The organism is Pseudomonas sp. (assembly GCF_049300855.1).
In the GTDB taxonomy this organism is placed as follows: Bacteria; Pseudomonadota; Gammaproteobacteria; order Pseudomonadales; family Pseudomonadaceae; genus Aquipseudomonas.
Window position 1 is genome coordinate 363,627 of sequence record NZ_JBAQKH010000042.1, and the last position, 21,650, is coordinate 385,276.

Below are 21,650 nucleotides of genomic sequence, written 5' to 3' on the forward strand. Positions count from 1 at the left end.
CTGAAACCCGGACAATCATCACGCCCGTACACGCCCGCCGGAGCGCAAACAGGCGATTCATGCAGGCAGTGTCTAAAAGTTCGGAGAGGAAATACTGAAATGCTTGTAGGAAAAGAACCACATAGCAGCGCCGCCATTTACCCGAGCGCTGCCGAGCGGAAATCACCATCGCTCGGTTTTCCGGGGCCTCAAAGTGACTGAACAGTCACTTATGCCGGTGCATCTGTGCTCACAGCCGTCAGAACCCCGGCGCCAGGATTCAGAAATGGTGGCATTTTGTGTCCCCGTTTTCCCCTACAGACGTAGGACAAATCCATAGGCTTAAATCCCGCTCCAGATCATGTTCAAGGAGAAATGACTGCGTGGGCGGCTTTTACAGAGACGGCAGACGATTCAGTGATGGCTCTGAACCAGGGATGAAGGATATGAATCTGACCGGCAGCATTCGCAACATGGAAAATCCGCATTTTTACTGGCAGTTGGGCGAGTTGATTGCCAGCACCGGCGATGATCACTTCGCCACGAACATGTTCCAGTTGGTCGACACGCTGGTGCCGGTCAACCGCGTTGATCTGAGCGAATGGACGCTCGATGAGCGACAGGCCAGCGTGGTCGAGATCAAGCCGCTGGGCAGTGCCGGTCCAGCGCAGACGTGTGCGCCTCCCGACCTGCTGGAGCGCCCCGATGATCATCCGTTGCTGCAAAAGATGATCGAGATGAATGACTCGCTGTTGATCCAACTCAAAGCCTCGTTGCAACCTCGGCACCCGCAACACAGCGCCCACCAATGCAATCTGGTGTCGCGCACCTCCAACCGCCGCTGCGTCATCTCGTTTTACCGACCGCACACGCAGCGGGTGTTCTCCCTGCCGGAGCTGTCGTTTCTCAAGCGCCTGTCGGACACCCTGCTGCCACTGATCGAGCGTCATGCGCACATCAGCCGGCAAACCCTCGCCAGGCAACCGCGCCTGCCACTGGCCGAACTCGATCAGGCACCGCTGGCGCAGGTATTCGATGAGCGCCTGGCCTTCAGTGGCGTAGTCCTCTCGGTACGCGAGAAGGAAGTCTGCCTGGGCCTGCTGACCGGCGGCACTGTGCCGCAAATGGCCGACAAGCTGCGGGTGAAGAACAGCTCGATCGAGACGTACCTCAAGCGTGCTACGGCCAAACTGGGGGTCAGTGGCCGGCATGGTCTGGCGAAATGGATGGCCGGGGCCTGACCCCACTCAGCCTGCGCACGTCGCTGTGGCAAGTAATTTCCGCTCTTTTAGGCATGAGGCCGTTCGATGTTGACGTTGCGACTTTCCCTGCTGTCCATGGCGGTGCTGATGGGCGGTTGTTCATTGATTCCCGAGTATCAGCGGCCGGCGTCACCCAGTGCCGCGCAGTATCCGGCAGCCACGCAGGCTGCAACGCGCAGCGAAGACTGGCGCACCCTGTTCAACGACCCGGCCCTGCAACAATTGATCGAGTCGGCACTGATCAACAACCGCGACCTGCGCGTGGCCGCGTTGAACGTCGAGGCCTTTCAGGCGCAGTACCGCATTCAACGCGCCGACCTGTTTCCGGCGGTGTCGGCCAACGCCAATGAGCTGCGTCAACGCCTGCCGCCGAGCGTGACCCAAGGCAAAGCGCTGATCAATTCAACGTACTCGGTCAACCTCGGCATCAGTGCCTACGAACTGGATTTCTTCGGCCGCGTGCGCAGCCTCAGCGAGCAAGCGTTGCAAACCTGGCTGGCGACCGAACAGGCACGACGCAGTGCCGAATTGAGTCTGGTGGCCAACGTCGCCAACGCCTACCTGACGTGGCGTGCCGATCAGGAACTGCTCGAACTGACCCGTGACACCCTCACCGCCGATGAACAAAGCCTGCGCCTGACCACACGCAATCGCGAGGCCGGTAAATCTTCGGCGCTGGAACAGGCGCAGGCGCAAACCAGCGTCGACAGTTCACGGGCCAATCTGGCGCGCTATCAGCGCCAGGTGGCTCAGGACTTGAACAGCCTGACGTTGCTGGTCGGTGCACCGGTGCCGGCGTCGTTGCCCGCGCTGCCACTGGCCAACGATCTGGTCCTGCAACTGCCCGCCGGTTTGCCTTCTGACTTGCTGCAACGACGTCCGGACATCCTGCAGGCCGAGTACAAACTCAAAGCCGCCAACGCCAATATCGGCGCAGCGCGGGCAGCATTTTTTCCCAGTGTCAGCCTGACGGCGAATGCCGGCACGTCCAGTCGCGACCTCTCCGGTTTGTTCGGCGGCGGCTCAGGCGCGTGGACCTTTCAGCCGCAGATCAGCCTGCCGATTTTCAATGCCGGCAGCCTGCGCGCCAGTCTCGATTATTCGAAGTTGCAGAAAGACGTCGCCGTGGCCGAATACGAAAAATCAATCCAGACCGCCTTCCAGGAAGTCGCCGACGGCCTCGCCGCGCGCAGCACCTATCAGCAACAGTTGCAGGCGCAACGCGATCTGGTCGCGGCCACACAGACTTACTACAACCTGGCGCACAACCGTTATCAGAACGGCGTCGACAGCAGCCTGACGTTCCTCGATGCCCAGCGTTCACTGTTCAGTTCGCAGCAAGGCCTGATCAGCGATCGCCTCGCGCAACTGGTCGCCGAGGTCAATCTGTACACCGCGCTGGGCGGTGGCTGGCGGGCCGATGAGGCGCGCGTGCAGTAAGCCGTCGTCATTTTTTCTTACACCTTTTGTCGCCCGATCCTACGCCGCAGGGCGATCCGCAGCCGTCGTCTGGTCTCAGTTTGGTATCATGCGCCGCTTTTACGGTTAACCCCCCGCCAGTCCTGCCGACTGACGGGCTGCAAAAGGCGGTATTAGATGACGGCTTTGTTGACTCGCCGCAAGGTGCTTGCGGGAATGGGCGTGCTCGGGCTTGGCCTGCTCGCCGGCTGCGACACCCGCGGCCAACTGTCGTACAAGTACGGCAAGGATCTGAGTAACAAGATCATGGGGCGCACCTTCAAACTGAAGAACACCGATGGCGAAACCATGACGCTGTCGAGCTTTCGCGGCATGATGCCAATGGTCTTTTTCGGCTTCACCCAATGCCCGGCAGTCTGCCCGACCACCCTCGCCCGCGCGGCGAAAATCAAGAAGCTGATGGGCGCCGACGGCGACCGTTTGCAGGTGATTTTCATCAGCCTCGATCCCGAGCGCGACACGCCGGAAATTCTCGACGCCTACATGAAAGCCTTCGACCCGACGTTCGTTGCGCTGTACGGCACGCTTGAGGAAACCGCGGCCACCGCCAAGGAATTCGACGTGTTCTACGAGAAAGTCCCGGCCGGCGACACCTATACCATCTCGCACACCGCCACCAGTTACGTTTACGACTCCAATGGCGGCCTGCGCCTGGGTCTGTCCACCTCGCTTTCGGCAGAACAATGCACGGAAGATTTGCTTACTGTTATGGAGGTTTGCTGATGCAACCTGTTCTGAATCACATCAAACGCGCCGCGCTGACCCTGTCGCTGTTGGGCCTGGCGTTCCAGGTATCGGCGCAGACCCAAGTCGACGACGCCTGGGTCCGTGCCACCGTGCCGACCCAGTCCGCCAGCGGCGCGTTCATGACCCTCACCACCGACAGCGACAGCAAGTTGCTCAGCGTCGCGACGCCGGTGGCCAAAGACGTGCAGATCCACGAAATGACCATGAAGAACGACGTCATGAGCATGGGCCCGGTGAAGTTCGTCGAGCTGCCGGCCGGCAAAGCCGTCAAGCTTGATCCGAACGGTTACCACGTGATGCTGATGGGCCTGAGCGGTCAGTTGAAAGAAGGCGAAAGCGTGCCGCTGACCCTGACCGTGGAAAACGCCAAGGGCGAGAAAGAAACCATCGAGGTCAAAGCACCGGTGCGCGCGCTGACCAACATGGAAGGTCACGATCACAGCAAGATGCATTGATCTGACTGAGCGGCAATAAAAAAGGGGCGGCCTGATCGATGATCAGGACCGCCCCTTTTATTGCCACACATGCTGATCCTGGGCCGATTGATAGGGCGAAGACACCAACTCCCCGACAATTCAACCGTTACGCGACAGTGCCTTGCGCACACTGCTGCTGGTCATGCCGGCAGGTTTGGCGGCTGGCTGTGGCTCAGCCTGAGGTTGCTCAGGCATTTGCACCTGGCCGGACCGCCCTGCGTGGTATTGGCTTTCGACCTGCTGGTTCAAACGGGCCAAAAAGGCATCCAGTTCGGCAATCAACAGCTTCTTGCGCCTGGAGCCTTTGACGCACTCATAGATGTAGTAGCCCGTCCCCACCAGAAAGCCCAACACACCGGCAACCAAACCGATGCCGATCCACAGGGCAAAGGCAATCAGCAAGGGCTTCCAGCGAAACGGCGACAACCCAAGCTCAGTGTTCAGCGCCTTGGCATCGCGTATCTGGTAGGTCTTGGCCGAGGCCTGGTTTTGCAGGTAGGTGTGCAACACCTTCTTGCCATCGCTGCTCAACGCGCTGATCAGCGAAATGTCCTGGCCGCTGCGCAGAGGAACATCGAGCCCGCGGAAATTCACATCGTGCTCGATACCGTCTGCCGTTCTGATCCAGAACTCATGGTTGATCACCATCACCGAGTTGATGTGCAAGGCAATGGACTGACCATTGCTGTCGAATTGCCCGTTGCCACCGGTGGAGGTGATGTGGGTTTCGCTCATTTTCTCGCTGCCCACCACTTCACCGCTCAACACGGTGAAATCAACGGTTACATCGCCATGGGTGAACTTGTGCATTGAGGGGTCCTTGATGCGTCGGTCGACGTTCGGGATAGAAATCCATAGGCCGCGAATGCTACTAAGTGGCCATCTCTGTGTCCAGAACGCCCCGCCCCCTCATTATTAATCGCCCGCTTAACTCCCCGCGCCATCGTGCGCTTGCTCAAAGAAATAATCCTTCCAGCTCCCCGCCTTGTTCTTCAGCACGCCCAGCTCCTGCAATTTCTCGGCATAGATAAACGTGCGCTGCGGCACCACGGTGAAATCGATTTCCGGGTCGTTGACGATTTGCTCGACCAGGGCCAGCGGCAGTTTCGACTGCTCGACTCGGATATACGCCTGAGCCGCCGCCGGTTTGTCGGCCTTGATGATCTTCTCGGCTTCCGCCAGCGCGTCATAGAACGCCTTGTAGGTTTTCGGGTTTTCGTCGTGGAATTTTTCCGTGGTGTAGAGCACGTTGAACGTCGCCTGCCCGCCGAGCACGTCGTAGGAACTCAGCACTTTGTGCACGTTGGGGTTTTGCAGGGCCTGATACTGGAACGGCGGGCTGGAGAAGTGCGAGTTGATTTCCGAGCCGCCGGCAATCAGTGCCGCCGTCGCGTCGGGGTGCGGCAGACTGACCGAGATGTCGTCGAATTTCTTGTACTGCGCATCGCCAAACTCCTTGGCGGTTTCGATCTGCAAGGTGCGCGACTGGAAGCCCACGCCCGCTGCCGGCACGGCGATACGGTCCTTGTCGCTGAAGTCCTTGAGCGTCTTGATGTTGGGATTGTTGGTCAGCAGATAGTTGGGCATCGAGCCGAGTGCGGCGATGGCTTTGACGTTCTGTTTGCCCTTGGTGCGGTCCCACACGGTGAGCATCGGCGGCACACCGGCAGACACCACGTCGAGCGAGCCGGTCAGCAGCGCTTCGTTCATCGCGGTGGCGCCGGAGATGCTGTTCCAGTCGACCTTGATGTCGAGGCCTTGTTCTTTGCCGTGTTTTTCGATCAGTTGCTGATCGCGCACCACGTCGAGAATCAGGTAACCGATGCCGAATTGCTGAGCGATGCTGATCTTGCCTTCGGCCTGGGCGCCGGTGCTGAACAGCGCGCTGGCTGCCAGGGATGCGGCCAACAGAGTCAGCGCAGAACGTTTGAACGGTGTGGCCATGACAACCTCGCAGCAGGGGGTGATGTGCTGAAAGGCCTGACTTTATCGCTATAAAAAATAGAAAATAAATATCTTTATCGCATATCGATAGCACCTGAACGCTTGGCCGGCAAAACACGCCGTGCGGTTTCCACAAAAGGTGTGACGATCAGACTGTACAGCGTGAGGTAGCGCTCGCCATCCGCCTCGCCGGTGCCGAAACGCAGCGGCTCAGGTGTTGAGGTGGTGACGTAGAGCGTGCCGAACATCCAGTCCCACACCGAGAAATTGGTGGCGAAGTTCTTGTTGCGATGACGCATGGCATCACTGTGATGAATCTGGTGCTGGGCCGGGCTGTTGAGCACATGTTCGAGGGTCGGGCCAAACGACAGCCAGACATGGCTGTGGCGCAGATTCGCTCCCAGGCTGTTGAGCAGCAGCACCAGACCGGTCACGCCCAGCAAGGTATAGCGACTGATTTCCCCACCGCAGAAATACCAGACCACACCGGCAAACGCGGCGATGCCGGCAATCATCACCAGCCGTTCGACCAGCGTTTCGACCACATGAATGCGGCTTGCCGTGGCCGGCACCAGCACCGGCGCCGAGTGATGAACCTTGTGAAACTCCCACAGGTAGCGCGAATGAAAGGCGCGATGAATCCAGTAATGCAGCAAGTCCTTGAGCAGGAATACACCGACCCCGTAGCACAGCGCGATCAATGGATGGTCCGGCACTTGCTCGCGGGCACCCCAGAGTTGGGTGAAAAACCGTTGGTAGTCAGCGGACCTGAGAATGTAGGGATCGACCAACCCGGCGATCGGCAGCACCCAAACCACCTTGAGAATGGCCTTGATGAAGTAATAGCGATAATCCAGCCACGCCGAACGGTGGCCGAATACACGAGCGCCGCCGATGAACTGCCAGAACGACTCGGAGTCGGTCAGCCCTTGGGATTTTCTATAACGAAACAAGCCGTAGGCAACGGCGCAAGACGCGATGAGGAACACCACGCCGAGGCGGCCATTGAGATCGAACAGGCCGATGAACTGCCCGCTGACCGGGGCGATGATCCACCGATCAAGGTGAGTGTAGAGTTGCGCGAGAACATCCACGGAGGCTGATCTCCATCAGAGGTCGGGCATTCTAAATCGTAACGTTTCGCAAGTGCAGCTTTTGCGGATCAAAGGCCCATTCTCACACTGATCGTTTGCGGGCCGATTGTTAAACAGCCTGAAACAATAAATCCAGCAGCAGCAATATCGCCAATTGCCCTGCCACACGAGGCCCGGTCAGGGCTGCAGACGCGCCATCACCTTCAAGAGCCCGCGCGCCAGCGCATCAGCTGCGCGTTTAAAAGGGCGATCAGACAGCCTACCCTTGGTATCATCGCGCACACTTTTTTGACGTTTTGATGACTGGAAGGTCTTTTTTTGTGAGCGCTCTTTTTCACCGGTTGCGACAGTCGCATGCCCGCCTCTTTTCACTGATCGTTCTGGTGCTGATCGTGCCGGTGTCCCTGCGCGCAGCCCTCGGCTGGTCGACCCCGCTGGGTTACCTGTCGGATCTGGCCATTGGCAGCCTGTTGGTGCTGTTGCTGCATCGTCGCGCGTGGTGGCTGGCGCTGCCGGTGCTGCTGTTCTGGGGATTGCTCGCGGTGGCGACCGCTGAACTGGTCAGCGCCGTCGGGCGGCTACCGACGCCTTCCGACATTCATTACCTGATCGATCCGCAGTTCGTCGAAAACTCCACGGGCGGCGGGCTGGCGCACCCGGCAATCGGCATCAGCCTGCTGCTGGCGTTGTTGTTTTGGTTGCTGACGCAATTCAGCGCACGCGGCGTGACGCGCCCGGCCCTGCCCCGCGCGGTTTGGGCTGCACCGCTGGTGCTGTTCGCCGCGCACTGGGGCGTGCAAAACCTGTGGCCAAGCGAAGCGGATCCGTGGCGCCTGTACAACCTGCCGCATCAATTGCTGGCGAGTGAGGTCGCTGATCTGCAGATCCAGGCCGAGGAGTGGCTGGACGGCGACGTCGAAGAAGCCGCACCGGCCATGGCCGGGCTCACCGATGTCGACCTCAACGGGCAGAAATTGCTCGCCGCATCGGGGCAGGCGCGCAATGTGCTGATCATCGCCCTGGAAGGCATTCCTGGCGCCTATATCCGCGCCAACCGTGAGGCCATCGGCAGCCATTATCAGGAAGACCTGATGCCCAACCTCAGCCGCTGGGCCGAGCGCGGCATGAACACCCCCGATTACGTACTGCACACGCACCAGACCATTCGCGGACTGTACGCGATGCTCTGCGGCGATTACGACAAACTCAACAACGGCACGCCCAAAGGCGTGGAAATGCTCACCCTCAACGAGCGCAATCAGGCTTGCCTGCCGGCGCAACTGCGCGAGCACGGCTTCAGCACCCACTACCTGCAAGGCGCCGGCCTGCGCTTCATGGCCAAAGACAAGATCATGCCGCACATCGGTTTCGATGCGACCCATGGCCTGGAATGGTTCAGCAACAGCAACTATCTGGAGTTCCCGTGGGGCAAGGATGACAAGGCGTTCTTCGAGGGCGCGCTGGACTATGTCGGCCAACTGAAAAAGCACAAGCAACCGTGGATGCTGACTTTGCTGACCGTCGGCACTCATCAGCCCTACTCCGCGCCAGAGGACTATCTGCAGCGCTATGAAACGCCCAAGCAGGCCGCCGTCGGTTATCTGGACGATGCGCTGGATCAGTTCCTCACAGGTCTTGAGCGCCAGGGTGTGCTCAAAGACACCTTGGTGGTGATCACCTCGGACGAATCCCACGGCATCGACGGCGTGCGCCTGGCCTCGTCGTGGGGCTTCAACCTGACCCTGGCGCCGGAGCACGAGCAACTGCCACGCCTGAACAAAGGCGTCTACGGCCATGTCGACTTGAGCACGTCGATCCTCGACTATTTCGACTTGCCGGTGCCGACCGCACTGAGCGGCCGTTCGCTGTTTCGCGACTACGATTCCGGCCGCGAGATCATGTCGTTCACCAACGGTAAATTGCGCTACCACAACGGTCAGGGGATCTTCTCCGAATGCGACATGCCGCGCCGTTGCCGCTACTACGAAAGCGCCGGTTTCATTGCCGAGCGCGCCACCTTCAAAGGCACTTACAGCGGCCATCCGGCGCGGCAGATCGCGGCGCGGGCCAATGCCCTCGACTTGTCTTTGCTGCGCACCCCGCTCAACCATCGTTATCAGTTCGGCAGCACTAACGTCATCCCGCTGCAAGCGCAGATCAAGGATGACTGGGCCGACAACCTGATCGGCGCGCAATACCTGGAAATGCCCAAGGGTTCGCACACCCGTGTGCGCCTGACCGTGCGCTCGGTCGACCCGCAGCAGGCGGCGTATATTCAGCTCAAGGCCAAGGAATTTGAACAGGACGTGCAGATCGGTCTGCCGCAGGAGATGGTGGCAACCGCCGAGCAACCACTGGAAATGCACTTCAGCTTCGACAACCCGCAAGAGCGCAAAGCGTTTTCCTTCCATTTGCTGGGTTATGGCTTGGGCGCGGTTGAGGTAACGGATTTCAGTGTGATTACTGAGTTGCCGGGGCAAGAGGACATGCTTGACGACGTGCCGGAGGACGACACGGCGCAATCCACCTGACCAAGGTTCTATAGGGAGAGCGCACGGTAAAAGGTTCTGACTATCACCGCCCAATAGTCGGCCTATTAGCTGACTCCCCAAGTCGGGTCTAGCCTTACTAGTCCGAAGTCGGCACGAGCCGACCGTAGCAGACCTGATAAGGACCCGAACATGGCAAACGAATCGAAATGCCCGTTCAACCACGCCGCCGGTGGTGGTACGACGAACCGTGACTGGTGGCCGAATCAACTCAACCTGAAAATCCTCAGCCAGCATTCGCCCAAGTCCGACCCGCTGGGTAAGGATTTCGACTACGCCAAAGCCTTCAAAAGCCTGGATTTCCAGGCGCTGAAACAAGACCTCACGGCACTGATGACCGACTCCCAGGATTGGTGGCCGGCCGACTTCGGCCACTACGGCCCGCTCTTTATCCGCATGGCCTGGCACAGCGCCGGCACCTATCGCACCGCCGATGGCCGTGGCGGCGCCGGCTCCGGCCAGCAACGTTTTGCGCCGCTCAACAGCTGGCCGGACAACGTCAGCCTCGACAAGGCCCGCCGTCTGCTGTGGCCGATCAAACAGAAATACGGGCGCAATATTTCCTGGGCAGATCTGATCGTCCTCACCGGTAACGTCGCGCTGGAATCGATGGGCTTCAAGACTTTCGGCTTCTCCGGTGGCCGCCCTGATGTGTGGGAGCCGGACGAAGATGTGTACTGGGGTTCCGAGCACGAATGGCTCGGGGGCGACAGCCGTTACGGCAAGGACAAGTCCGCCATGCAGGAGCCCGGTGACGGCACGCTGGTGGCTGAGCCGGATCTGCACGGCAAAGAAGAGAGCCGCACCGATCAGGGTGAACGCAATCTGGAAAACCCGCTGGCCGCCGTGCAGATGGGATTGATCTACGTAAACCCGGAAGGCCCTGAGGGCAATCCCGACCCAGTGGCCTCGGCCCACGATATCCGCGAAACCTTTGGTCGCATGGCCATGAACGATGAAGAAACCGTGGCACTGATCGCCGGCGGCCATGCCTTCGGGAAAACCCACGGCGCCGGGCCTGCCGACAACGTCGGGCCTGAACCGGAAGCCGCTGGTCTGGAGGAGCAAGGCCTCGGCTGGCGCAACGCGTTCGGCACCGGCAAGGGCGGCGACACCATCACCAGTGGCCTCGAAGTGACCTGGACCACCACGCCGACCCGATGGAGCAACAACTACCTGGAAAACCTCTTTGGCTTCGAGTGGGAGCTGAGCAAAAGCCCGGCCGGTGCGCATCAGTGGATACCGAAAAACGGCGCCGGTGCCGGTACCGTTCCGCATGCTCATGACCCGAGCAAAAAGCTTTCACCGACCATGCTCACCTCTGACCTGGCGCTGCGTTTCGATCCGGCCTACGAGCAGATCTCGCGACGCTTCCTCGCCAATCCGGATCAACTGGCCGATGCCTTTGCCCGCGCCTGGTACAAACTGATCCACCGCGACATGGGCCCGCTGTCGCGCTACCTCGGCCCGGAACTGCCCAACGAAGAATTGCTGTGGCAGGATCCGATTCCTGATGTCACTCACCCGCTGATTGACGACAGCGACGCTGCCGCGCTGAAAAGCAAAATCCTCGCGTCGGGGCTTTCGGTGTCGCAACTGGTCTCGACCACTTGGGCCGCCATTTCAACCTTCCGCGGTTCGGACAAACGCGGCGGTGCCAACGGTGGACGCCTGCGTCTGGCCCCGCAAAAGTTCTGGCAAGCCAACCAGCCTGAGCAACTGGCCAAAGTGCTGCAAACCCTCGAGGGCATTCAGAACGACTTCAATGGCGGCGGCGCTGGCAAGAAAGTCTCGCTGGCAGACTTGATCGTGTTGGCGGGCAATGCCGGCGTCGAACAAGCGGCGAAAAACGCTGGCCATGCGGTCACGGTGCCGTTCAAGCCGGGGCGTACGGATGCTTCGCAAGAGCAAACCGATGTCGACTCGTTCAGTTTTCTCGAACCGATTGCCGATGGCTTCCGCAACTACAGCAAAGGCAAATACACCGTCTCGGCCGAGGCATTGCTGATCGACAAGGCGCAACTGCTGACCCTTACCGCACCGGAGATGACTGTGCTGCTGGGCGGCTTGCGGGTGTTGAACACCAATGTCGGGCAGACCCGGCATGGTGTGTTCACTGCGCAGACCGAGGCGCTGACCAACGACTTCTTCACCAACCTGCTGGACATGGGCGTGGAGTGGAAGCCGACTTCAAGGGATGCGGATGAGTTCGAGGGGCGTGACCGTAAAACCGGTAGCGTGAAGTGGACGGCGACGCGGGTTGATCTGGTGTTTGGCTCGAATGCGCAATTGCGCGCGTTGGCTGAGGTGTATGCCAGTGCGGATGCGCAGGAGCAGTTCGTGAAGGACTTTGTTGCGGCGTGGACGAAAGTGACAAATCTGGATCGGTTTGATTTGAAGTAATTTTCGGCAAATAAAAACGCCGCATTTTTTAATGCGGCGTTTTTTTGTGTACGGCGTGGGGGTTGTGGTGATGCTGAAATCTTACCCCCTCACCCCAGCCCTCTCCCCCAGGGGGGCGAGGGGGAAAGGGAGCAGATCGGGGGCCGTTCAGAATCTGAGTTCGACTCCGGACTTTCACGTCGGTGTAACTCAACCATCCACCTCAGTCAGTCCCCTCTCCCACTGGGAGAGGGCTAGGGTGAGGGGCTTTTGATCTGTTTCAGAATCTGAGTTCGACTCCGGACTTTCACGTCGGTGTAACTCAACCATCCACCTCGGTCAGTCCCCTCTCCCACTGGGAGAGGGCTAGGGTGAGGGGCTTTTGATCTGTTTCAGAATCTGAGTTCGACTCCGGACTTTCACGTCGGTGTAACTCGAACATTCACCTCGGTCAGTCCCCTCTCCCACTGGGAGAGGGCTAGGGTGAGGGGCTTTTGATCTGTTTCAGAATCTGAGTTCGACTCCGGACTTTCAGGTCGGTGTAACTCGAACATCCACCTCGGTCAGTCCCCTCTCCCTCTGGGAGAGGGTTAGGGTGAGGGCCGGTCCACAGCTGGAACACCGACTTCAACACACCATCAAGCCAGGCTCTTGCTCACCACCTCATACACATCACTCGACAACTGCCCCGACGCCCGAATCCGCTCCAGCTCGCCCTTCATCAAGGCCTGACGCGCATCGTCGTATTTACGCCAGCGGGTCAGCGGCGCCAGTTGACGCGATGCGATCTGCGGGTTGAAGCCGTTCAGCTCAATCACCAGATCCGCGAGGAAGCGATAACCCGAGCCATCGGCGGCATGGAAGTTGATCAGGTTCTGCCCGGCAAATGCACCGACCAGTGCCCGCACCTTGTTCGGGTTCTTGATGTTGAACGCCGGGTGCTGCATCAACGCTTTCACCCGCTGCAGACCGCCCGGCAACGTGCTGCCGGCCTGCACGCTGAACCACTGATCCATGACCAATGGGTTGTCCTTGAAGTGCTCGGCGAAACTCGCCAGCGCCGCAGCCTTCTGCTCTTCGAATGGCGAGTTGACCAACACCGCCAGCGCGGTCAGGCGCTCGGTCATGTTGTCGGCGCTTTCGAATTGCTCCAGCGCCGCCGCGAGGACTTCCGGCTTGCCGCTGAGCATCAGGTACGACAGCGCTATGTTCTGCAGCGCGCGACGGGCGAAATGCTCGGCTTCGGCCACGTACGGGGTTTGCTTCGACAGGTCACGGTTGGCCTGATAACGCAGCCACAGCGCTTCGAACAACCCTTCGGCCAATTGCTTGCGAGCGAACTCGCGGGCGCCATGAATGGCATCGACATCCGCCACTTCGCTGATTTCGGTGAGGTACGCCTCACCCGGCAGCGAGAGCATTTCGGCAACCATCGCCTGATCCAGCGATTCATCCGACAGCACCGTGCGCAGTGCCAACACCAGACGCGGATCAAGCTTCAGGCTCTCGCCCTTCTGCTGCTGGGCAATCAGTTCTTGCAGCACTTGCACCGACAGTTGCTGACCGGCATCCCAGCGGTTGAAGCCGTCGCTGTCATGCTGCATCAGGAACATCAATTGATCGCGGTTGTACGGGAAGCTCAGTTTCACCGGTGCGGAGAAGCCGCGCAGCAGCGATGGCAGCGGCTGTTCAGCGATATCAACGAAGGTGAAGGTCTGCTCGGCGTCGGTCACCGAAATCACGCGGGTGGTGCCTTGCGCCGATGCTTCGCCGCTCAGACGCAAGGCAATTTCGTTACCTTTGCTATCCAGCAGGCCGAGTTCGACCGGGATCACGAACGGCAGTTTTTCAACCTTGTCCGGGGTTTCCGGGCAGCTCTGGCGGAAGGTCAGGCTGTAGGTTTTCGCGGCAGCGTCGTACGACTCGCTCACCGCCAGACGTGGCGTGCCGGCCTGGCTGTACCAGCGCTTGAACTGGGTCAGGTCGACGCCGTTGGCATCTTCCATCGCCTTGATGAAGTCGTCGCACGTCACGGCTTGGCCGTCATGACGTTCAAAGTACAGATCGCTGCCCTTACGGAAGCCTTCGGCACCCAGCAAGGTATGGATCATGCCAACCACTTCCGAGCCCTTCTCATACACGGTCAGGGTGTAGAAGTTGGAAATCTCGATGAAGCTGTCCGGGCGCACGGCGTGGGCCATCGGGCCAGCATCTTCGGCGAACTGATGGGTACGCAGGTAGGCAACGTCCTGAATGCGCTTGACCGTGGCCGAGTTCATGTCGGCGGAGAAGCCCGAGTCACGGAACACCGTGAAGCCTTCCTTCAGCGACAGCTGGAACCAGTCGCGGCAGGTCACGCGGTTGCCCGACCAGTTGTGGAAGTATTCGTGAGCGACGATCGCTTCAACGCGCTGGTGCGCGGCGTCGGTCGCGGTTTCGGCGCGAGCGAGCACGGCGCTGGAGTTGAAGATATTGAGGCCTTTGTTCTCCATCGCGCCCATGTTGAAGTCATTGACGGCGACGATCATGAAGATGTCCAGATCGTACTCGCGACCGTAGACCTCTTCGTCCCAGCGCATCGACTTCTTCAGGCTGGTCATCGCGTGCTGGCACTTGTCGATGTTTTCCGGCTCGACGTAAATGCGCAGCGCAACGTTGCGGTTGGTCATGGTGGTGAAAGTGTCTTCAACGCACCACAAATCACCGGCCACCAGCGCGAACAGGTACGCCGGTTTCATGAACGGGTCTTCCCAGGTCGCCCAATGCCGGCCGTCTTCGCCCGGACCCGAGGCAATCGGGTTGCCGTTGGAGAGCAGCACCGGATAGCTGTGCTGTTCGGCGACCACGGTGGTGGTGAACTTGCTCATCACGTCGGGGCGGTCGAGGTAATAGGTGATCTTGCGGAAACCTTCGGCCTCGCACTGGGTGCAGAACATCGTGCCGGACTTGTACAAGCCTTCCAGTGCGGTGTTGGTTTCCGGGTGGATCTTGACGCTGGTGTCGACCGTGAAGGTGTCGCTGGTCGGTTGCAGGGTCAGGTGGTTTTCGCTGACCTGGTAATCGCCCTCCGCAAGCTCCTGATCAGCGAGGGTCACCGACAACAGCTCCAACTGCTGGCCATCGAGCACCAGCGGCGGCAGGCCCGCGCCACGGGCCGGGTTGCGGCGCATCACCAGTTGCGCGTGGACCAGGCTGTGATCCTCGAACAACTCGAAGGTCAGGTGCGTTTCGTCGATCAGGTACTCGGGCGCCTGATAGTCCTTCAGGTAAATCATCTTCGGTTGTTCGGTGCGCATGCTGGAGTCCTTATTGATGCACGGCGAGCTGATAAGCCGTGTACTTGCGAATATTGATCACGCCGGTGTCGAAGATCAGGTACTGGCCCTTGATCCCCAGCAGCGTGCCTTCGGCAATCGGGTTCTTGTCCAGGTTGAAGCTGACAATCTTGGCCGGGTACTGCTCGACCGGGTAGCGAATTTCCAGCGGTTCGACGTCGGCAATGGTCTGAATCGCCTGCAAGCCGAAGCGCTCTTGCAGGCCTTGCAAACCTTCAGCGCAACTGTCGAACAGTTGATCACGCACCTGCGCCAGATCGACCGCCACCGCGTCGCCCTTGAGCAATGCACGCCAGTTGGTTTTGTCGGCCACTTGGCTGCGGAACAAATCTTCTACGAAGCCCGATTGCTGCCGCGTCGACACGCGCATGATCGGCAACGCCTGACATGCACCCTGATCGATCCAGCGAGTCGGCAGTTGCGTAGCACGAGTGATGCCAACCTTGATGCCCGACGAATTGGACAGGTAAACCACATGATCGGTCATGCAGAACTGCTCGCCCCACGCTGGATCGCGACAGGTGCCGGCGTCATAGTGGCAGCGCTCCGGGCTCATGATGCACAGGTCGCACTGCGCCAGTTTGGTCATGCACGGGTAGCAATAACCCTGACTGAAACTGGTTTTGGTCTTGCGCCCGCAATGGGTGCAGTGGATCGCCCCCAGGTACTCCAGACGCAGCGTGGAGCCGATCAACGGGTTGACCGGCACCTCGACGTCATCCAGACGAAACGCGTATTGCACGTTCGGCCCGTCCAGGCGCGCCGACATTTTGCTGATTGCACCGCGGCCAATCTCGATCAATGGATGGCATCCGACTTGAACAGGATGTTCGGCACTTCGATCGACTTCGACGCACATTCCTGCGGGCCCATGTAACCGGTGCGCTGGTCTTCAGGCAGGTTCTGGATTTCCCAGGCGATCATCGCCTGCAACGACAGCTCGCGCTGCTCGGCGGTGAGCTTGCCACCGTCGGACCACTTGCCGATTTCCACGGCCAGTTTCAGGCTCTCGTAGATGTCCGGGGTAATGTTGTTGATCATGTCGTTAAAAGAGGACATCAGGGTCTCCGTGCTCTTTATCTACAGAAAAATTTCAGGCGGCCAGTTTACGGCGGTTATACAAACCGCCCAACAAACCGGTGAAGCATCCGATGAGTAACCCGCCAACGTGGGCGGCGTTGGCGATTTCGCCGAAACCGATCATCGAGATCAGCCCGGACATGCACACCAGCAACCACACCAGCATCATCACCAGCACGCCGCGCGGCAGGCGATAGGCCGGGTTCGGCGCCAGCAGCTGGAAGATCCAGCAATGCCCGAGCAAACCGTAAAGTACGCCGGACAGACCGCCGAACAGGGTCGCGCCGCTCCAGGCAAATTGCGCGTAGTTGGAAACGAGGCTGAACAGCAGCGTCAGGCCGATCAGATTGATACTGCCCTGGCGCGACTCTATGCGCCGGCCCAGCTCCCAGTACCACATGCCGTTCATGGCCAGATGGAGGATGCCGAAGTGGATCAGCATCGGTGTGACCAGACGCCACCACTGCCCCGCCGCCAGGCTGTCGGCCAACGGCGTGAAATGGATGTACTCACCGACCACCTGAAAATCGAGGAAGGTCAGCCAGCGCAGGGTTTGCAGGTTTTCGCCGAGGTACGTCAGCCCGCCAACAATCAGGCACAGCAACAGGATGAACCCCGTGGCCTTGGCGTATTTCAGTTGCTCGGTGAAGCTCGGCCGCTTGAAGGTCGGCGCGACGGGGATGTCCATTTGCTGATCGGGATCACCCGCCGGGAAGCGTTCGTACAACGAGCGCACGTCTTCGCTGATTTCCGCAGGCGCCCACAACACTTGTTCGCCGGCCTCCTCGCTGACGCGATGGGGCACTTGCATGCGTTGCAGCAGTTTGACGAAACCGCTCAAGTCCACCGCCAATGGCAGACGCAATACCGCTACCGCACTCATTGCAGCACCTCCGGCCGCTCGACATCGACCCAGACAAATTTATGCGGATCCAGACGGGTTTCCTGATCCAGACGATAGGCGACCAGTTTGCCGTAGAGCACCGCGCTGTAATCCAGACACGCGAGGTTCGGGCGGATCGGCGCCGGTTTGCCGCTGCGCCAGTAATGGCCGACGAACAGCAACGGCTCATCGACGCCGTAGCGCAGCAGGTTGTTTTTTTCGCTGGAGGTCAGCGGCTTCTGCGCCACCGGTTCCGGCAGTGCATCCGGCTGGAAGACAATGTCGCCGTAGGTTTTCGGGTCGTCTTCCCAGAACTTGGTGCGGAAGAACGAGCGCACCAGACCATCGCCGCTGGTCATGGTCAGACCATCCGGCAGACGCATGTCGGTGCCACGCAGCAAACGGTCGAACACGGTGCAGGCGAAACTGTCCGGCACCGCCGAGGCTTGCAGGAAGTGTTCATCGATGCAGCCATTGGGGAACAGCGCGCGCAACGGTTCGATCAAACCGGCGTCCCAACAGGCATGTACCACCCGGAAACGTCCGGCGTCGACAAACAGCGGCAGCTCGTAGAACCAGCGCTGGAAATCGTGCCAGTCGCCGGGATGGCCTTCGAACTGAGTCAGGGTTTCCTGTAGCAGGCGCGCGTGGCGCGGCGTGTGTTCGCGGACGAACTGCTTGCCGCTGCCCGGTGGCGCCGGGGTGCTCCAGCCGAGTGCGTTGAACTCGTGGTTGCCCATGATGCACAAGGCCTGACCGGCCTCGACCATGTCGTGGACGATGTGCAGCGCCTCGCGAATGCGCGGGCCACGGTCGATGATGTCGCCGACAAACACGGCCATGCGCGATGGATGCCGCCAGACCCCGCCCTGCTTGTGATAACCGAGGCGGTCAAGCAAGTGTTCGAGGGTCAGGGCGCATCCGTGCACGTCACCAATCAAGTCATAACTGCGCGCGGGATCGAGCATCAGTCGCCTCCACCGCCCAGCTTGCTGCCCCAGCCGAGCTTGGTGCGGCAGACTTCGTAGTAGTTGTGGTCGAGCGGGTGAATCAGCCGCAGTTTCTGCGCTTTTTTGCTGACGGTGATGGTGTCGCCCGGCGCGCAGGTGAAGTGGTTCTGCCCGTCACAGGAGACTTGCGGGTAAATCTGCATGTTTTTCGACACGACGATTTTCAGCTCACTGTTGCCATCGACCACAATTGGCCGGCTCGACAACATATGGGGGTACATCGGCACGATCACAATGGCATCGAGCTTGGGATGCATGATCGGCCCGCCGGCAGACAGCGCGTACGCGGTGGAACCGGTCGGTGTGGCGACGATCAGGCCGTCGGCCTTCTGGCTGCAGACGAACTGGCCGTCGATGTACAGCTCGAACTCGATCATCCGCGTCGATTTGCCCGGGTGCAGCACCACGTCGTTGAGCGCGTCGCCCTGGCCAATGGCCTCGGCATGCCGGCGCACTTCGGCTTGCAGCAGGAAGCGGTTTTCCACCAGATAGTGGCCGTCGAGCACCTTGGCGACTTCGACTTCCAGTTCGTCAGGGCGAATGTCGGTGAGGAAACCGAGGCTGCCACGGTTGATCCCCAGCACCGGGATATTGTGTTTGGCCAGCGCCCGCGCGGCGCCGAGCAGGCTGCCGTCACCGCCGACGACGATGACCATGTCGCAGACTTCGCCGAGCATCTTGCGTGACGAGGTTTGCAGACCGTGGCCCGGCAGCACTTCAGCGATGGTGTCTTCGAGGATCACATGCAGGTGACGATCGAGCAGAAACCGTTTCAGTCGGCGGACGGTATCCAGCACCTGGGAGCTGCCCAGGCGACCGATGATGCCGATATTACGAAATTGCTCCATGGGACCTCTGCGGACAATCGAAAACGCGAAAAGCACGATTATGGGCGAAAGCGCCGGTTAGACAAAATCCTTTCAGCCTCAAGGGTGTGCTCGTGTTTAAGGCTATGCTCGCAAGATGATCCTATTTCCCGATTTGCTGCAGTTGCCCCACCAATTACGCCATCCGGAAGTGCGCGATCTGGCGTGGGTGATCCTTGCCCCGCCGATGCTCGCCAGCACGCCGTGGCCGCAGCGTCATCCGCTGGCGGGCAGCGACTGGGTGCAGGACCCGCAGCAATTGGAACACTGGCTGCGCCAGCTCGACCGCGACAGTTACGGCTTGCTGCATTGGTTGTCGCAGGCGCGCACACGGCGTCTGGGCCTGTATTACGAACGGCTGTGGCAGTTTGCCGTGCAGCATGCGCCGGGCATTGAACTGATTGCCGCCAACCTGCCGATCCGCCGCGAGGGCCATACGCTGGGCGAACTCGACATGCTGTTGCGTGATCGCGATGGCGTGCATCACCTGGAACTGGCGATCAAGCTTTACCTCGGCCCGCAGCATGGCGATGGCCGCGATACCGCGCAGTGGCTGGGCCCCGGCTGTCATGATCGGCTGGACCGTAAACTGGCGCATCTGGCCGAGCACCAACTGCCGATTTCCGCGCGCCCGGAAAGCCGTGAAGTGCTGGCGGCGCTGGATATCGAGGTGTTCAGTGCGCAGCTGTGGCTGGGCGGTTATTTGCTGTACCCGTGGCCCGGTCGTTCCGAGTCACCGAACGGTGCGCATCCGCAGCATTTGCGCGGCAGTTGGTTGCATCAGAAGGATTGGCCGGCGTTTGTCGCACAACGACCGGCCGGACGCTGGCAACCGCTGCCCCGCCATGCCTGGCTGGCGCCGGCGCACTATCCGGCGGATCAGACGTGGACGTTGGAGCATCTGCGGATGTGGCTGGAGGATCTTGAGCCGCTGGCGCCGGCGCAGTTGCTGGTGCGCCTGATCGAGAATGCGCAAGGGGAATGGGAAGAGGCGGAGCGCTTGTTTCTGGTCTCGGACCTTTGGCCGAATGTCCCCGGCCAGGCCTGATTTTTTTGGCGTTTGATATGACCCCTTCGCGAGCAAGCTCGCTCCCACATTAGAATGCATTCCAAATGTGGGAGCGAGCTTGCTCGCGAAGGGGTCGACTCGGTCTAGAGGGAAAGCCGCACAGCCAAAGCCGCCAACGTCACCAACAACACCGGCACCGTCAGCACAATCCCGACCCGGAAGTAATACCCCCAGCCAATGTGAATCCCCTTGCGCTCCAGCACATGCAGCCACAGCAACGTCGCCAGACTGCCAATCGGCGTAATCTTCGGCCCCAGATCGCTGCCAATCACGTTGGCATAGATCATCGCCTCCTTGACCACCCCGCTCGCCTGACTCGCATCGATCGACAACAAACCAATCAACACCGTCGGCAGATTATTCATGATCGAGGACAGCAACGCCGTCAGCACACCGGTGCCCATGGCCGCGCCCCAGACGCCATGACCGGCGAAAACATCCAGCCAACCGGCCAGATACCCGGTCAACCCGGCGTTGCGCAGGCCATAGACCACCAGGTACATGCCCAGCGAGAAAATCACGATCTGCCACGGCGCTTCTTTCATCACCTTGCGCGTGGAAATCTTGTGGCCGCGAGCAGCGATGCCCAGCAACAACGCCGCGCATACGGCAGATATCGCACTGATCGGAATGCCCAGCGGCTCCAGCGCAAAACAGCCGATCAGCAGGATCGCCAACACCGCCCAGCCGGCATAGAACGTGGCTTTGTCATGGATGGCGGTTTGTGGATGCTCAAGTTGCTCAGGGTCGTAAGCCTTGGGAATGTCACGACGGAAGAACCACAGCAAGATGCCCAGCGTCGCCGCCACACTGACGAAGTTGACCGGCACCATCACCGCGGCATAGCGGTTGAAGCCGATGTGAAAGAAGTCCGCCGAAACGATGTTGACCAGGTTCGACACCACCAGCGGCAGGCTCGCGGTATCGGCGATAAACCCTGCGCCCATGACGAATGCCAGCGTCGCCGCCGCAGAAAAGCGCAGCGCCAGCAGCATCGAAATCACGATCGGCGTCAGAATCAGTGCCGCGCCGTCGTTGGCAAATAACGCCGACACCAACGCGCCGAGCAGCACCATAAAGGCAAACAACTTGCGCCCGCTGCCGCGTCCCCAGCGCGCAACGTGCAGCGCGGCCCAATTGAAAAATCCGGCTTCGTCGAGCAACAGGCTGATGATGATCAGCGCGACGAAGGTGCCGGTGGCGTTCCAGATGATTTGCCATACCAGTGGGATATCGCTCAGGTGCACAACGCCGAAGATCAGCGCCAGCACGGCGCCAAGCGTCGCACTCCAACCGACGCCGAGGCCTTTGGGTTGCCAGATGACCAGGGTGATGGTCAGCAGAAAAATCAGTGACGCAGCGAGCATCCGCAACAGCCTTAAATTAAGTAGAGAAGCTAAAACACTAAAACCTGTGGGAGCGAGCTTGCTCGCGAAGGCGGACTGTCAGTCACCCATGATGTGTGGCTGATGGCCCCTTCGCGAGCAAGCTCGCT

Annotated in this window: 17 protein-coding genes; 7 read left to right on the top strand and 10 right to left on the bottom strand. The window is 60.1% G+C overall.

Annotation, left to right across the window (positions count from 1 at the left end; translation table 11 throughout):
• Positions 1 to 425 precede the first annotated feature (425 nt).
• The 4 genes from WA225_RS22850 to WA225_RS22865 all read left to right on the top strand — a co-directional run bounded on the left by WA225_RS22850 (position 426) and on the right by WA225_RS22865 (position 3,922).
• Complete coding sequence (locus WA225_RS22850; RefSeq protein ID WP_422609734.1) at positions 426 to 1,220, top strand: helix-turn-helix transcriptional regulator; 795 nt, start codon at positions 426 to 428, stop codon at positions 1,218 to 1,220.
• Positions 1,221 to 1,286: 66 nt separating this feature from the next.
• The gene (locus WA225_RS22855) at positions 1,287 to 2,681 is read left to right on the top strand and encodes an efflux transporter outer membrane subunit (RefSeq protein WP_422609735.1); all 1,395 of its coding nucleotides are present in this window, start codon (positions 1,287 to 1,289) and stop codon (positions 2,679 to 2,681) included.
• 156 nt (positions 2,682 to 2,837) lie between these two features.
• Positions 2,838 to 3,443 carry an SCO family protein gene (locus tag WA225_RS22860; protein ID WP_008079652.1) on the top strand — a complete coding sequence of 202 codons (606 nt, stop codon included), beginning with the start codon at positions 2,838 to 2,840 and terminating at the stop codon, positions 3,441 to 3,443.
• Entirely contained in the window at positions 3,443 to 3,922 is a 480-nt protein-coding gene (locus tag WA225_RS22865) for a copper chaperone PCu(A)C (protein ID WP_422609736.1), read from the top strand. Before WA225_RS22860 ends, WA225_RS22865 begins: the two co-directional genes overlap by 1 nt.
• Before the next feature lie 120 nt (positions 3,923 to 4,042).
• Here WA225_RS22865 and WA225_RS22870 read toward each other — a convergent pair whose 3' ends face one another.
• From WA225_RS22870 to WA225_RS22880, 3 genes are all read right to left on the bottom strand, one after another.
• Positions 4,043 to 4,753, bottom strand: a complete 711-nt coding sequence (locus WA225_RS22870; RefSeq protein WP_422609737.1) for a hypothetical protein — start codon at positions 4,751 to 4,753, stop codon at positions 4,043 to 4,045.
• Positions 4,754 to 4,870: 117 nt separating this feature from the next.
• A complete protein-coding gene (locus tag WA225_RS22875; RefSeq protein WP_422609738.1) occupies positions 4,871 to 5,887 on the bottom strand; it encodes an ABC transporter substrate-binding protein in 1,017 nt (338 codons plus the stop codon).
• 74 nt (positions 5,888 to 5,961) lie between these two features.
• Complete coding sequence (locus WA225_RS22880; RefSeq protein ID WP_422609739.1) at positions 5,962 to 6,981, bottom strand: sterol desaturase family protein; 1,020 nt, start codon at positions 6,979 to 6,981, stop codon at positions 5,962 to 5,964.
• A gap of 320 nt (positions 6,982 to 7,301) precedes the next feature.
• Between WA225_RS22880 and WA225_RS22885 the strand changes: the two genes are divergently transcribed.
• On the top strand, positions 7,302 to 9,512 hold the full coding sequence (locus WA225_RS22885) for an LTA synthase family protein (RefSeq protein WP_422609740.1): 2,211 nt from the start codon (positions 7,302 to 7,304) through the stop codon (positions 9,510 to 9,512).
• A 150-nt stretch (positions 9,513 to 9,662) separates the two neighbouring features.
• Complete coding sequence (gene katG / locus WA225_RS22890; RefSeq protein WP_422609741.1) at positions 9,663 to 11,933, top strand: catalase/peroxidase HPI; 2,271 nt, start codon at positions 9,663 to 9,665, stop codon at positions 11,931 to 11,933.
• Between the two features lie 617 nt (positions 11,934 to 12,550).
• Here the strand turns inward: katG and pepN are convergent.
• The 6 genes from pepN to WA225_RS22920 are packed head-to-tail and all read right to left on the bottom strand — an operon-like array spanning position 12,551 to position 19,068.
• Positions 12,551 to 15,208 carry an aminopeptidase N gene (gene pepN, locus WA225_RS22895; RefSeq protein WP_422609742.1) on the bottom strand — a complete coding sequence of 886 codons (2,658 nt, stop codon included), beginning with the start codon at positions 15,206 to 15,208 and terminating at the stop codon, positions 12,551 to 12,553.
• A gap of 10 nt (positions 15,209 to 15,218) precedes the next feature.
• On the bottom strand, positions 15,219 to 16,049 hold the full coding sequence (locus tag WA225_RS22900; protein WP_422609743.1) for a DUF2797 domain-containing protein: 831 nt from the start codon (positions 16,047 to 16,049) through the stop codon (positions 15,219 to 15,221).
• Complete coding sequence (locus WA225_RS22905) at positions 16,046 to 16,306, bottom strand: YeaC family protein (RefSeq protein ID WP_007919229.1); 261 nt, start codon at positions 16,304 to 16,306, stop codon at positions 16,046 to 16,048. Before WA225_RS22905 ends, WA225_RS22900 begins: the two co-directional genes overlap by 4 nt.
• Positions 16,307 to 16,340: 34 nt before the next feature.
• Positions 16,341 to 17,210, bottom strand: coding sequence for a rhomboid family intramembrane serine protease (locus WA225_RS22910; RefSeq protein ID WP_422609744.1), 870 nt, complete (start codon positions 17,208 to 17,210; stop codon positions 16,341 to 16,343).
• Complete coding sequence (locus WA225_RS22915; protein WP_422609745.1) at positions 17,207 to 18,178, bottom strand: metallophosphoesterase; 972 nt, start codon at positions 18,176 to 18,178, stop codon at positions 17,207 to 17,209. Before WA225_RS22915 ends, WA225_RS22910 begins: the two co-directional genes overlap by 4 nt.
• Complete coding sequence (locus tag WA225_RS22920) at positions 18,178 to 19,068, bottom strand: NAD(+) kinase (protein ID WP_003224174.1); 891 nt, start codon at positions 19,066 to 19,068, stop codon at positions 18,178 to 18,180. Before WA225_RS22920 ends, WA225_RS22915 begins: the two co-directional genes overlap by 1 nt.
• Before the next feature lie 115 nt (positions 19,069 to 19,183).
• Between WA225_RS22920 and WA225_RS22925 the strand changes: the two genes are divergently transcribed.
• On the top strand, positions 19,184 to 20,134 hold the full coding sequence (locus WA225_RS22925; RefSeq protein WP_422609746.1) for a DUF1853 family protein: 951 nt from the start codon (positions 19,184 to 19,186) through the stop codon (positions 20,132 to 20,134).
• 104 nt (positions 20,135 to 20,238) lie between these two features.
• On the opposite strand, the gene WA225_RS22930 is transcribed toward WA225_RS22925, so the two are convergent.
• Positions 20,239 to 21,522, bottom strand: a complete 1,284-nt coding sequence (locus WA225_RS22930) for an arsenic transporter (protein WP_422609747.1) — start codon at positions 21,520 to 21,522, stop codon at positions 20,239 to 20,241.
• Between the last annotated feature and the right edge of the window lie 128 nt (positions 21,523 to 21,650).

Bases quoted from the DNA above. Each gene is read 5' to 3' on its own strand.
- WA225_RS22850 (WP_422609734.1), top strand. From the start codon at position 426: ATGAATCTGACCGGCAGCATTCGCAACATGGAAAATCCGCATTTTTAC.
- WA225_RS22855 (WP_422609735.1), top strand. From the start codon at position 1,287: ATGTTGACGTTGCGACTTTCCCTGCTGTCCATGGCGGTGCTGATGGGC.
- WA225_RS22860 (WP_008079652.1), top strand. From the start codon at position 2,838: ATGACGGCTTTGTTGACTCGCCGCAAGGTGCTTGCGGGAATGGGCGTG.
- WA225_RS22865 (WP_422609736.1), top strand. From the start codon at position 3,443: ATGCAACCTGTTCTGAATCACATCAAACGCGCCGCGCTGACCCTGTCG.
- WA225_RS22870 (WP_422609737.1), bottom strand. From the start codon at position 4,753: ATGCACAAGTTCACCCATGGCGATGTAACCGTTGATTTCACCGTGTTG.
- WA225_RS22875 (WP_422609738.1), bottom strand. From the start codon at position 5,887: ATGGCCACACCGTTCAAACGTTCTGCGCTGACTCTGTTGGCCGCATCC.
- katG (WP_422609741.1), top strand. From the start codon at position 9,663: ATGGCAAACGAATCGAAATGCCCGTTCAACCACGCCGCCGGTGGTGGT.
- pepN (WP_422609742.1), bottom strand. From the start codon at position 15,208: ATGCGCACCGAACAACCGAAGATGATTTACCTGAAGGACTATCAGGCG.
- WA225_RS22905 (WP_007919229.1), bottom strand. From the start codon at position 16,306: ATGTCCTCTTTTAACGACATGATCAACAACATTACCCCGGACATCTAC.
- WA225_RS22910 (WP_422609744.1), bottom strand. From the start codon at position 17,210: ATGAGTGCGGTAGCGGTATTGCGTCTGCCATTGGCGGTGGACTTGAGC.
- WA225_RS22915 (WP_422609745.1), bottom strand. From the start codon at position 18,178: ATGCTCGATCCCGCGCGCAGTTATGACTTGATTGGTGACGTGCACGGA.
- WA225_RS22920 (WP_003224174.1), bottom strand. From the start codon at position 19,068: ATGGAGCAATTTCGTAATATCGGCATCATCGGTCGCCTGGGCAGCTCC.
- WA225_RS22925 (WP_422609746.1), top strand. From the start codon at position 19,184: ATGATCCTATTTCCCGATTTGCTGCAGTTGCCCCACCAATTACGCCAT.
- WA225_RS22930 (WP_422609747.1), bottom strand. From the start codon at position 21,522: ATGCTCGCTGCGTCACTGATTTTTCTGCTGACCATCACCCTGGTCATC.